We start from the raw sequence: 10948 nt of genomic DNA, 5'->3' as shown, positions 1-10948 counted from the left end.
GGTATTTTTATGTATGGCGGGAAAAGTGTCGGGCCAGACGCCTTCAGAATGCCGTGGCGCGATTAAAACCTTTTTCAGTCTTAATGCGTTTAAAAAATTCAGTTTTGATCCGCGTAAGACGCTGGATTTACGCCGTCAGTTACTGGGGCAATGCGCGAGCGCTGATCCAGAGAATGTCAACAAAATATTGAGCCAGTTTGGGCGTGTGCGGGGCTGACGCGCCGCAGGCGGCTTGTCCAACCCGTCCGCCATCAGGAAACACTTTCCTGATGCCCGCCGGGTTCCTTTATCCAGACAGAGAAGATTATGCGCCTTGAACCTGTACTCCGGGTGTCGCTGTGTGCCTGCCTGCTTTGCGGGTGCAGCCGCGCGCCCACATTGCCGACGCCGAAAGGGGCCTTTTTGCCGGTCAATCCGTCCCTGCCGTCTTACGGGATGCTGACGGAGACGCCCGCGCCTGTTCGGACGTTATCCGTGGTGTCGTCACCGTCAGCGAGATTACCGGTCAGTCAAAACGCGGCCAGTTCCCCCTTGCCCGCCGTCAAACTGGCGGCGACGGGAAACACAGTGGCGGACAAACGCCCTGCCGCGAAAACCCCGGCAAAACCGCCTGTGCTGCCGATGAGCGGGACATCGTCCATCAAACCCCTGAAAGGGCCGGGGTCGCCCGTGGTGGTACCGCCGCTTGCCGGCGCGTCGATGGGAAAAAATCCCTTCTCCGGCGGGGCCGTTGCCCGTCAGGGGCCGACGCCGGTGAAACCGCTGCTGCCGCCGCGTCTGTGGACGATAACGCCGGGGACCACATTAAAACAGGCATTTATGCGCTGGGCGGCGGGTGAGACCTGTCAGTCGTCCCCGGCACTGGACGGTACGCTGGCCGGTGCAAACCGATTATCCGGTGGATTCCCCGCTGACGTTTACCGGCAGCTTTGAAGCCGTGACGCAGCAATTATTTTCCTTGTATCGCGACGCCCATACACCGCTGTACGTGGATGGTTATCGGGCACAGTGTTTGATGGTGGTCAGTGATAAAAAATAAAATGGATGAGGTATGAAAAAGAAAAACTGGCTGGCGCTGTCGCTGAGTCTGCCGTTATTGGCAGGGTGTGCGGCAGTTGAGCGCATTCATCAGACACAGCGCACGGCAGAAAAAAAAGCGACGGAGACGACGGCGTTATTAAAAAAAGCTAACCGGCCGGTGGTGCAGTTCCATCAAGACCAGTGGGTCAATCCGGTGCCGCTGGAAAAACCGCACTATGGCCTGCCCGAGAGGCTGCTGCACTGTCATATGGTTTACCGGACGGTCACGCCGCAAGATATTTATCAGTTTAGTCAGGATGTGACCGAGCAATGCCATATCCGCACACGGGTTACGCCAGATGCGGCGGCCCTGTTGTCACAAGGCAGTGGGGCGGGCAGTGCTACCGCCACGCAGCGTTTGCGCGACGTTCCTCCCCCGGTACCGCCGTCTGCGCCCGGCGGCATGCGTCCGCTGGCGTCGTTTGGCGTTGCGGCGAGCGAGAGGGCGGTCAACGGACAGGGCGGGGAGCCGCGCCGCATTGCCGATGTGTCTTATCAAGGCGATATCGGTGGCTTGCTGGATATTGTGACGGCGCGGCTGGGCATTTCCTGGCGCTATGAAGAGGGGGCTATCACCTTTTTCTATCTTCAGACCGCTCGCTTCGACATTGATGCGGGGGATGCGAAGTACAAGCTGAAAAACAACGTGATAAGCGGTGTGTCCACCCTCAGCGGCGGGGATGATGCGGGCAGCGGCGGCACACGGGCAGTCGCGGCGGCGTCAGTGGTCAGGAGGGCTCGACCACGCAGTCTGATGTGGAAATGGGCAACAACCTCTATGCTGACCTGAAAGCCACAGCGGAAAGTATGCTGACGCCGGATGTGGGCCGTCTGAGCATGAACCAGACGACTGGGACGGTGATGGTCACCGATGTGCCGGAGGTGGTCAGTCGCATTGGCGACTATCTGAAAGCGGAAAATCAGGCGTTAAGTCGCCAGGTGCGCTTTGAGGTGGTGATTTACACCATTAATACCGACGCCAACGATACGCTGGGCCTGGACTGGGATCTGGTGTTCCGCTCCCTGTCCGAGCAGTACGGTATCACGCTGGCGAATCACTTCAACGCCAGCACGGAGGCGGTTACGGGGGGTTACAGTATCCTGGATACGGCGAGCGGGCGGACGGGGCAGTTTGCCAGGTCATCGTTGCTGTTCAAGGCGTTATCGCCGCAGGTCACGGTGGCGAATGTCAGAACCATCCCGCTGACGACAACCAATATGGCCTCGGTATCGATGATGACCGGCAAACAGACCACCTATATGAAAAATATTGGCTCTACGCCGGTGAGCAACGGTAGCCAGGTGGTCACCACCCAGACGCTCAACCCGGGTTCGGTCACGACCGGCACCAATATCACCCTGTTGCCCAAACTGGTGAAAGACAGCGATCGGTTGATGCTCAGTATCTTTATTGATATTTCCTCGCTGAAGCAATTAAGAAAACTGACCTCGAAAGACGAAAGTATTGAGGGGCCGGATTTAGACACCAATGCCATTCCCCAGCACGTCTGGATGAAATCGGGGCAAACCCTGGTATTAAGCGGTTATGACCAGAGCATGGAAAATGTGAACAAGCAGGGGGTCGGCTCCGCCAATCACTGGTTTTTCGGCGGCGGTTTGACCGGCAATAAAACCCGGCAGTCGTTCGTGATCACCGTGACGCCGTTTATCCAGTAGCCGGGGGGAGAGTATGGAGACCGTATTACCGTTAGCACAGGATGCGCAGAATCACATTCGGGTGTTGACACTCAATAAGAAACGCTTTGTGGTGGGGCTGCGCTGGCGGGTGGTGAAGGCGCAGCGCAATATCATGAAAGAAATCCGGCGCATTGGCCGCCAGGAAAAGCTGGATGTGGTGGCTATCCGCCAGAGTGACGCGATACAGGCGGGGTTTGCGCCTAAAACGCCGTTTCAGCTACGGGGCTGCTATTCGCTGACCGTCGCGCTCGCCTCGTTGCTGGAGGGACCTTGCATCGCCGTGATCCCGCTCGGGCAGCGCGGCGACAGCGCTGAATATACGCTGGTTGGCCGGACGGAGAAGGGCGGCATACACCCTTTTTCCGATGAACTCTATACGGAAGCGGCGCTTGAGCAGACCGTGATTGATTTAAAGGCGTCGTTAAAAGGCAACCGGACCGACCTGGACATCAAGGTCTTTGGCGATCCGTCGCGTTTTATGTGGGTAACCGACGCGCTGGATCTGACCGCGTTGTTGTCTGACAAGGCGTTACGCAAGGATTTCAAGCTCAGGCCGCTGACCTGGGGCATGACGCCGATGCAGATGCGGGTCATGGGCGGCCTGGTCGGCGTCGGCCTGTTGGGCGTCTGGGGACTGTCGCGTTATTACGATGCGCAGGAAAGCCTCAGACAGCAGGAGCAGGCGCGTGCGTTAGCGCATTAGGCGCGGATTAACCGAGAGGCACGCTATCAGGCGGCGCTCAGTCAACTGGCGCATCCGTGGATAGAGACGCCGTCAGTGCAGGATTTTCTTCATGCCTGTGACGCCCGGCTGTTCAGCATACCGCTATCGTTGCGCGGCTGGGTGCCGACCGCCGTGAACTGTACGACCGGTCATCTCAGCGTGTCCTATGCGCGTATCCCTGGTTCGGCGGTTAAAACACGGGATTTTGTCGAGGCAGTGAAAAGGCGCTATGACGTGCCGGTGGCATTCAACTACCGGGATACGGCCGTGACGACCTTTACCCTGCCGGTGCCGTATCGGCCCAACGGGGATGATCCGATGCAGGATATGGGGGCGCAGATGCTGAAAATGATTTCGTTGTTTCAGGGGGTGAACGTCAATGTGTCCTTTGGCGACATCCCGCCGAAGGTGCTGGAAAAAAGCGAGGAGGCCGCGGCGTTGCCGGTGCAGGACTGGCGGGCCTATTCCTTTGAGTACGACAGTGAGATCCCGCCGAAAATGATTTTCAGCCGCGCCGATTTGACCGGCGTCAGGCTGTTGCAGGTCATTGTCAGTATCAATAACGACGACGGGCATCTGTCCTATCATGTGAAGGGAGAAATTTATGGTAAGGCGTAACGTCTGCTGTGCGGGGATAGTCTTGTTTGCCAGCGTGTCGGTGATGGCCGCCGGAGAGGTGAAAACGGTCGGGGATCTGGATGTGCTGCAAAGCGAACGGATGTATTACGAGTTGCTGGCCGCCGCGAATCGGGCCAAAGCGGAAGCCAGCCAGCCGCTGATGGCGGGGCGTGTTTATAGTGGCAGCGAGGGGGCGGGTGCGCCCCGTGCGACGTTGCCGGACGTGGTCAAGATTTTCGGTAACGGCAAAACGATGAAGGTCACGCTCCGTGATGCGGGCGGCCGTGAAACGGTCAATCAGGCGGGGGATGTGATTGCTGGGACGTTAAAAATTGCCCGTATCACCCTTAACGGCGTGGAGACGGTGCATATCGAGACGGGAAAAACCGTTACGCTGAATTAACGATAAGGTGAAGAGATGGTAAGCGCCCCGTGGAGGACGTCTTGAATTATTGGTGGGTTTGTTGTATGGCCCGGTAAGAATATGTTCCACTACGATGCCTCGTGAGCCCGCATCCTATAAGGGACGGCTGTCAGATCATGGATAATCCGGCGATGATAGTGTCCATTTAAATTTTAATGGACACTATCACAAACTTCAGAACCACTAATTTCATATCACTCAAACCGGGATGGAAATAAAAGTTATTAAAATCAATACAATGTGAAAATGCAATGAGCATAAGCGTGTAACGTAGGTTTACTGTCTCATATAACAAACCCACCAATAATTCAAGACGTTCTCCACGGGGCGCTTACGTGTAGAGCAGCGCTTTTATTGGCTGCAAGCCCGCGTGATATAAGGATTGAGATTGCCCTGCCCCGCGGCGATACGCTGATTGCGTTTGCATTCCCACTCGGTCACCGGATAGGTACGGCCCCATACGTCAAATAACTGCGTTTGCGCCCGGGAAAGACGAAGCTGATAACGATCGCGCATGTAGAAGTAAGTCCGTGCGATGGCGCCGCGCGCGCGGGCCGGCGGCTCCGCCTGCTTGTTTTTGAAATCCACCTTCATTTCACAGCGGCCGTACTGGCCTTCGCCGCCGCGCCATTGACTGTACTGATAGTTGCCGCGATCGCCGTTCACTTCGCCGATTGCGGGCTGCAGGTTATGTAGGTCGGTTTCGATTTGCCGATAAACCGAATCTTTGGCGCAGTTTTTACGACCACCGTTTTGCCAGCATTGGCGCTGGTGGCCGAACTCCCAAGCCGGTACCACATGTTCCCATTCGATGCGGGTGGCGCGCAGCTCGCTTTTACGCACCTGATAACCGCAGGACGCCAGATCCGGGATGCCTTTTTTGCCCTGCCAGCGGATGGGGCAACCACAGTAAAAGGTGCCGGGTGCGTCGCGATTGATTTTCACCGCCGCCGCTTTCGCCTGGTTGAAATTGGTAATCTGCTGCACCTTGGCCGCGGTGGAAAAGGAAAGGAACAATAAGGCAGCGGCCAGCAGGCCGGAAGTTTTATGCAGCATCATCAGCGTGTTCAATTTGGAAAAGCGCAGGTTACCTAATTACGCAGCGACAGGCAAATTGAACGCGCTGCGCGTCGAATGACGGAAATGAAGGAAAGCGCACGTGGAGTCTTAACGTCCCGCCGTACTTGTCTCGGGCTGTAATATGTCGCCGCAGCGTCTRCAGTGGTATTGGGCCTCACCGCGCAGAACGCGGTTATGCCCGCGTACGGTCAGGGCATGCTGCTGACAGCCGCAGCGGTAGGAGAACGTATTAGGTCTCACGACCGCCAGATCGAATTCGTGGGTACGGCGGGCAGGGGTTTGCAGCACGTGACTCATCATCCAGCGCCACTCCCGTCCGTGGGGTGCCACCCGGCCAAACTGGCGAAACACCAGCAGATGCGCCAGCTCGTGCGGAATCACTTCATCAATGAAGGCTTGCTGATTTTCTAGCAGCAATTGCGGGTTCAGGCGGATTTCCCAGCGCTCCAGCCAGGCGGTGCCGGCGTAGGTACCACGCTGTTGATAGGTGATGGTGGGTTCGGGAAAAATACAGTCAAAATACTCCCCTGCCTGTGCGAGCTTGGCCCGCAGGCACTGCATGACGCCCTGCTGCAGGGCTATTGGGATACGTAACGGTTTCATATTCGTCAGCCTAACCGGCGGCGCAACAGGATGCAACAGCGTGAGAACGGCGTGCGGCACCGTCCAGCTGTGCACAGGACAACGTTTCGCTGCCGCAGATGCGCATTGCAATCCGAGCGCGTCAGCGCGTGACATCCGCACCCGGGACGTCGTTGTCGCAAGGGGGGGCTTGGGCAAACCCCGCGCTCAGCGGCCCACAATGAGCATGGAAACAAAAACGCTGCCACGCCCAGGCCATCGAGCAGGCTGCGAAGGCGGGCCTCTGCATCCCGCCTCGGGAGCATAAAAAACGCCGCCGCCCAGCGGGACGGCGGCGTAGGGTCTACACAAGGGGTAGCGGTTAATCCCGCGCGCCAATTTCGCGCAGCGGCTTGCCGGTCATCAAATTACGTTCAATATGCTCAAGGGAAACGTTTTTGGTTTCCGGAATCAGCATAATGGTCAACACGATAAAGATGACGTTCAGCGCGCCGTACACCCAGAAGGTGTTGGCGTTGCCCAGAGTCTCCAGCATGGTCAGGAAGGTCGCGCCGACGATCATGTTGGCAATCCAGTTGGTGGCGGTGGACACGGTGATACCGAAGTCGCGCCCTTTCAGCGGCTGAATTTCAGAACACAGTACCCAAATCAGCGGGCCGGCGCTCATCGCGAAGCCGACGATAAACAACATCAGCATAACGATGGCAAAGTATTTTTGGAATTCGGTGTCGATCCCCAGATGCAGCAGCGTGCCCAGCACGCCCATACCGACCGCCATGACCAGGAAGCCCAGTTTCAGGGTCGGTTTACGGCCCCAGCGATCCACCAGAGCGATAGCGATAAACGTCGCCAACACATTGACCAACCCGACAATCACCGTTCCCCACATCTGGTTGGCGGTGCTGGTAAAACCGGCAATTCTGAAGATTTTCGGCGCATAATACATGATAACGTTCATACCGGTGAATTGCTGCATCACCTGCAGCAGGACGTCGAGAAAGACCGCGCTGCGGAAATTACTGTTGTCTTTGAACAGCGCCCAGCCGCTTTGTTTGACTTTCAAACTTTCGCGGATTTCTTCTAGTTCTTTGCGTACCTGTTCGCTGGAACTGCGCAGCAAATCCAGCACTTTTTGTGCTTCATGGTAACGCCCTCGGGCCGCCCGCCAGCGCGGGCTGCCCGGCAGAAACAGCACGCCGATAAACAGCAACACCGCGGGAATGGTGATGATACCCAGCATCCAACGCCAGGAGCCGCTATAGCTGAAAGCGATATCAGAAAGATAGGCTGCCAGGATCCCGATGGTGATCATCAGCTGATACATGGAAATCATCGAACCGCGGATCTTTTCCGGCGCGATTTCCGACAGGTAAAGCGGGGCGGTATAAGAGGCAATCCCGACCGCTAGCCCCAGCAGAATACGGGCGATGACCAGCGATTCCACATTGGGCGATAGCACCGACCACAGCGAACCGATGATGAACAAAACGGCGCCGGTAAGCAGGCTGAATTTCCGTCCCAATTTGGCTGACATCCAGCCGGCGGCGAGGGCGGCCCACCGCGGCGCCAAACATCATGGAGCTAACGACCCATTCCTGTTGACGATTATCAATGTGCAAGTCCGTAGACAGGAAAGGCAGCGCGCCGGCGATGACGCCAATATCCAGTCCAAATAGCAGGCCGGCCAACGCCGCCATAAAACAAACGAAAAAAATAAAACGAGCATGGGATCTGCCGGATTTATGTGTGGCAGTACTCATAATGCCTCCATGTACTACGTAAATTAATAATTATTAATGTTATGTAAATGTATGCTGACAAAGTGTGAAGTCGATCACAAGTATATAATCGGTTACATACACTTATCCCTGTCTGTCAGCATATTCATCCGTAGCAAAAAGCGTTGTCCCGCTAATATAGGGTATTCAGAGCGGTTGTCATCGGGAATAATCCGGATGTCGTACCCATTTTGTAACAAATGAGAAATGAAGAAATTATTGTTTGCCGTATTCATAATAAATTAATGATAATAATAATATATTTTTCTGTAATCGGTTTCAAAAAAGATCAACGTCTCTTTGGTGTGGCGGCGTGTTTTAGTGTAGATGAAACAAAAATTTTCGCTGAATAAGTTTTATCGCGCTGAACCGGGGCGACTAGACAGTATGAACGCCGTAGAAAAACGTCGCAGCCCTGCGACGGCAGGCAAAATTGCACTAGCCGATATGCGTCCGCCTGGTAAATAAACCCGTATCACCCCGCGTGATGACGGGCCGCAGGCATCCGGGGGGTAGCGCCAGGCCAGACTGCAACAGAGGGAAGGGCAGTGCCAGACCCGATCGCAATAGTGGAGTGTGAAAGCAGGATTTGGGAGGGGCCCGCCCCTAGAACGCAGACTTTATCGGCGGGCGAATATCGGCGGGAAACCTGTCCAGCAGGCAAAAAAAACGGCGATCGTCTCGATCGCCGTTTCGGTGTCGCGGCTTTATGCCCGTCGCGCGTCATAGCGCGTTATTTCAGGCCGGCGGCGTCCCGCAGCAGTTCGGCTTTATCGGTCTTTTCCCACGGGAAATGTTCGCGCCCGAAATGGCCGTAGGCGGCGGTTTCGCGGTAGATCGGCTGCAGCAGATCCAGCATGGTGATGAGCCCATAAGGACGCAGGTCGAAGAATTCGCGCACCATCGCCGTCAGGTTTTCCACCGGGATCTTTTCGGTGCCGAAGGTTTCGATCGTGATGGAGGTCGGCTCCGCCACGCCGATGGCGTAGGACACCTGAATTTCGCAGCGCTCGGCCAGACCGGCGGCGGCGATGTTTTTTGCCACGTAGCGCGCGGCATACGCCGCCGAACGGTCAACCTTGGACGGATCCTTGCCGGAGAAAGCGCCACCGCCGTGACGGGCCATGCCGCCGTAGGTATCGACGATGATTTTACGGCCGGTCAGCCCACAGTCGCCCATCGGGCCGCCGATAACGAAACGGCCGGTCGGGTTGATAAAATATTTGGTCTGGGGGGAGAGCCATTCCGCGAGCAGAACCGGCTTGATGATCTCTTCCATCACCGCTTCTTTCAACTGCGGCAGGGCGATGTCTTCCGCATGCTGCGTGGACAGCACCACGGCATCGATGCCCACCACTTTGCCGTTGTCGTAGGCGAAAGTGACCTGACTTTTGGCGTCCGGACGCAGCCAGGGCAGGGTGCCGTTTTTACGGACCTGGGACTGGCGCGCCACCAAACGGTGCGCGTAAGTGATCGGCGCCGGCATCAGCACATCGGTTTCATTGGTGGCGTAACCGAACATCAGCCCTTGGTCGCCCGCGCCCTGTTCTAGCGGATCGGTGCGATCCACGCCCTGGTTAATATCCGGAGACTGCTTACCAATGGCGCTCAGCACGGCGCAAGAGTTGGCGTCAAACCCCATATCCGAATGAATGTAACCGATCTCGCGGATAGTGCTGCGCGTCAATTCTTCAATATCCACCCAGGCGCTGGTGGTGATTTCGCCGCCCACCAGAACCATGCCAGTTTTAACATAGGTTTCGCAGGCGACGCGCGCCTTGGGATCCTGCGCCAGAATGGCGTCCAGCACGGCGTCGGAAATCTGGTCCGCGATTTTATCAGGATGCCCCTCTGAAACAGATTCAGATGTAAATAGGTGTTTAGCCATTGGTCTTTTTATCTTTGGATGCGGGTTGGAAATGACTGCGTAGCGCTGGGGACGGGGACCCCGCAATACGCGATGCCCAGATGATGACGATACGCGTCATGCAGCCTCCCCCGGAAACTGTCGTTCAGCAGTAAAACAGTTAATCAGTATAGATGGATTAACTTCTGGATGGCTATTTTAGGGTAGGGTCTCGGTTGAATGCCAGTAATTTTTTGGCTGAAATATATCAGCTAGTTTCAACGGAGGACAAAAAAGCGTCAATAAAGTGACATAGGCCAATTTCATTTTGCTTTTTTCCCCTTTGAGCGGTAGTAAGATCGCGCGCGTTTACATCAGGTAACGTAAAAGTTAACCGAACGGGCGCTAAAAAATTTTACACTTATCCCCCGGCGCCCGGTTGAGGGCCTTATTTTTTATCAGGAGACAGGGTTCATGACGCGCAAGATGTCTCTCGTTTCTGCATCCCGTTTCCGACGCGCGGCGCGTCAGGCCGCCTTTGCCCACGACGCCTCGCTCATCCTTTCTTGTCGAAGTCGCCGCCCGACCGGAGCAGCTCAGGACGCCCGGGCGGGCTAGCAGCGGGGTTCTGATTTCGGGTCACACGGTCTTTCATGCAATCCTAATTGATGGTGTTCCGCCATCCTGTAGCACGGAGTTCACCAAGGTGTTTTACAATTACTGTCTGGATAGACCGGACGCCGGCGGCGTCCGGCAGCGTTTCTTGCCACGTTCGTTGCGCGCGGGCGGTCCAAGTGCTGTAGCCGGCGTGAACGTTGAATTGACGGTAGCCGGCAATATAGCGTCGCGCCCGGGAGACCGCCGCCATGAGTGATTCACGATTGGACCAGGAACCGCGCCGTGCAGCTCGACAAGACACTTTGCGCTCAATGCAGGAGGTAGCCATGAACGACAGTGTAAGCGCCCCGTGGAGGACGTCTTGAATTATTGGTGGGTTTGTTGTATGAGACAGTAAACCTACGTTACACGCTTATGCTCATTGCATTTTCACATTTTATTGATTTTAATAACTTTTATTTCCATCCCGGTTTGAGTGATATGAAATTAGTGGTTCTGAA

At 56.0% G+C, this 10948-nt stretch carries 13 protein-coding genes and 1 pseudogene; 9 read left to right on the top strand and 5 right to left on the bottom strand.

Annotation, left to right across the window (positions count from 1 at the left end; genetic code table 11):
- The first annotated feature begins 13 nt into the window (after positions 1-13).
- From ACMX3H_RS13910 to pilP, 8 genes are all read left to right on the top strand, one after another.
- On the top strand, positions 14-217 hold the full coding sequence (locus ACMX3H_RS13910) for a TrbM/KikA/MpfK family conjugal transfer protein (RefSeq protein WP_415211259.1): 204 nt from the start codon (positions 14-16) through the stop codon (positions 215-217).
- An 89-nt stretch (positions 218-306) separates the two neighbouring features.
- Complete coding sequence (locus tag ACMX3H_RS13905; RefSeq protein ID WP_415211260.1) at positions 307-933, top strand: hypothetical protein; 627 nt, start codon at positions 307-309, stop codon at positions 931-933.
- Positions 836-1039 carry a TcpQ domain-containing protein gene (locus tag ACMX3H_RS13900; RefSeq protein ID WP_415211256.1) on the top strand — a complete coding sequence of 68 codons (204 nt, stop codon included), beginning with the start codon at positions 836-838 and terminating at the stop codon, positions 1037-1039. Before ACMX3H_RS13905 ends, ACMX3H_RS13900 begins: the two co-directional genes overlap by 98 nt.
- A gap of 12 nt (positions 1040-1051) precedes the next feature.
- Positions 1052-1870: a hypothetical protein gene (locus ACMX3H_RS13895; RefSeq protein WP_415211255.1), complete on the top strand. Its 819-nt coding sequence runs from the start codon at positions 1052-1054 to the stop codon at positions 1868-1870.
- The gene (locus tag ACMX3H_RS13890; RefSeq protein ID WP_415211258.1) at positions 1843-2757 is read left to right on the top strand and encodes a hypothetical protein; all 915 of its coding nucleotides are present in this window, start codon (positions 1843-1845) and stop codon (positions 2755-2757) included. The genes ACMX3H_RS13895 and ACMX3H_RS13890 overlap by 28 nt, the downstream gene beginning before the upstream one ends.
- 13 nt (positions 2758-2770) lie before the next feature.
- Positions 2771-3481, top strand: a complete 711-nt coding sequence (gene pilO2 / locus ACMX3H_RS13885) for a type 4b pilus protein PilO2 (protein WP_415211254.1) — start codon at positions 2771-2773, stop codon at positions 3479-3481.
- Positions 3482-3556: 75 nt separating this feature from the next.
- The gene (gene pilO2, locus ACMX3H_RS13880) at positions 3557-4120 is read left to right on the top strand and encodes a type 4b pilus protein PilO2 (RefSeq protein ID WP_415211253.1); all 564 of its coding nucleotides are present in this window, start codon (positions 3557-3559) and stop codon (positions 4118-4120) included.
- Positions 4107-4523, top strand: coding sequence for a type IV pilus biogenesis protein PilP (gene pilP / locus ACMX3H_RS13875; RefSeq protein ID WP_415211252.1), 417 nt, complete (start codon positions 4107-4109; stop codon positions 4521-4523). The genes pilO2 (ACMX3H_RS13880) and pilP overlap by 14 nt, the downstream gene beginning before the upstream one ends.
- On the opposite strand, the gene ACMX3H_RS13870 is transcribed toward pilP, so the two are convergent.
- From ACMX3H_RS13870 to ACMX3H_RS13855, 4 genes and pseudogenes are all read right to left on the bottom strand, one after another.
- On the bottom strand, positions 4446-4613 hold the full coding sequence (locus ACMX3H_RS13870) for a hypothetical protein (RefSeq protein ID WP_415211251.1): 168 nt from the start codon (positions 4611-4613) through the stop codon (positions 4446-4448). The two genes, pilP and ACMX3H_RS13870, sit on opposite strands and share 78 nt — an antisense overlap.
- 282 nt (positions 4614-4895) lie before the next feature.
- Positions 4896-5600, bottom strand: a complete 705-nt coding sequence (gene endA / locus ACMX3H_RS13865; protein ID WP_415211257.1) for a deoxyribonuclease I — start codon at positions 5598-5600, stop codon at positions 4896-4898.
- Positions 5601-5711: 111 nt separating this feature from the next.
- Positions 5712-6227 carry a SprT family zinc-dependent metalloprotease gene (locus tag ACMX3H_RS13860; protein ID WP_415211250.1) on the bottom strand — a complete coding sequence of 172 codons (516 nt, stop codon included), beginning with the start codon at positions 6225-6227 and terminating at the stop codon, positions 5712-5714.
- A gap of 340 nt (positions 6228-6567) precedes the next feature.
- Positions 6568-7966, bottom strand: a pseudogene (locus tag ACMX3H_RS13855) (sugar porter family MFS transporter).
- Between the two features lie 345 nt (positions 7967-8311).
- Between ACMX3H_RS13855 and ACMX3H_RS13850 the strand changes: the two are divergent.
- Positions 8312-8452 carry a hypothetical protein gene (locus tag ACMX3H_RS13850; RefSeq protein WP_415211249.1) on the top strand — a complete coding sequence of 47 codons (141 nt, stop codon included), beginning with the start codon at positions 8312-8314 and terminating at the stop codon, positions 8450-8452.
- Positions 8453-8717: 265 nt separating this feature from the next.
- On the opposite strand, the gene metK is transcribed toward ACMX3H_RS13850, so the two are convergent.
- Positions 8718-9872, bottom strand: coding sequence for a methionine adenosyltransferase (gene metK, locus ACMX3H_RS13845; protein ID WP_415211248.1), 1155 nt, complete (start codon positions 9870-9872; stop codon positions 8718-8720).
- Between the last annotated feature and the right edge of the window lie 1076 nt (positions 9873-10948).

The sequence above is a fragment of the Sodalis sp. (in: enterobacteria) genome (genome assembly GCF_047607725.1).
Lineage (GTDB): Bacteria > Pseudomonadota > Gammaproteobacteria > Enterobacterales > Enterobacteriaceae > JBLKSS01.
The sequence above is the reverse complement of the archived record's forward strand: the minus strand, read 5'-3'. Positions and strand labels throughout refer to the sequence as shown.

Bases quoted from the DNA above. Each gene is read 5' to 3' on its own strand.
- ACMX3H_RS13910 (WP_415211259.1), top strand. From the start codon at position 14: ATGGCGGGAAAAGTGTCGGGCCAGACGCCTTCAGAATGCCGTGGCGCG.
- ACMX3H_RS13905 (WP_415211260.1), top strand. From the start codon at position 307: ATGCGCCTTGAACCTGTACTCCGGGTGTCGCTGTGTGCCTGCCTGCTT.
- ACMX3H_RS13895 (WP_415211255.1), top strand. From the start codon at position 1,052: ATGAAAAAGAAAAACTGGCTGGCGCTGTCGCTGAGTCTGCCGTTATTG.
- ACMX3H_RS13890 (WP_415211258.1), top strand. From the start codon at position 1,843: ATGGGCAACAACCTCTATGCTGACCTGAAAGCCACAGCGGAAAGTATG.
- pilO2 (WP_415211254.1), top strand. From the start codon at position 2,771: ATGGAGACCGTATTACCGTTAGCACAGGATGCGCAGAATCACATTCGG.
- pilP (WP_415211252.1), top strand. From the start codon at position 4,107: ATGGTAAGGCGTAACGTCTGCTGTGCGGGGATAGTCTTGTTTGCCAGC.
- endA (WP_415211257.1), bottom strand. From the start codon at position 5,600: ATGCTGCATAAAACTTCCGGCCTGCTGGCCGCTGCCTTATTGTTCCTT.
- ACMX3H_RS13850 (WP_415211249.1), top strand. From the start codon at position 8,312: ATGAAACAAAAATTTTCGCTGAATAAGTTTTATCGCGCTGAACCGGGG.
- metK (WP_415211248.1), bottom strand. From the start codon at position 9,872: ATGGCTAAACACCTATTTACATCTGAATCTGTTTCAGAGGGGCATCCT.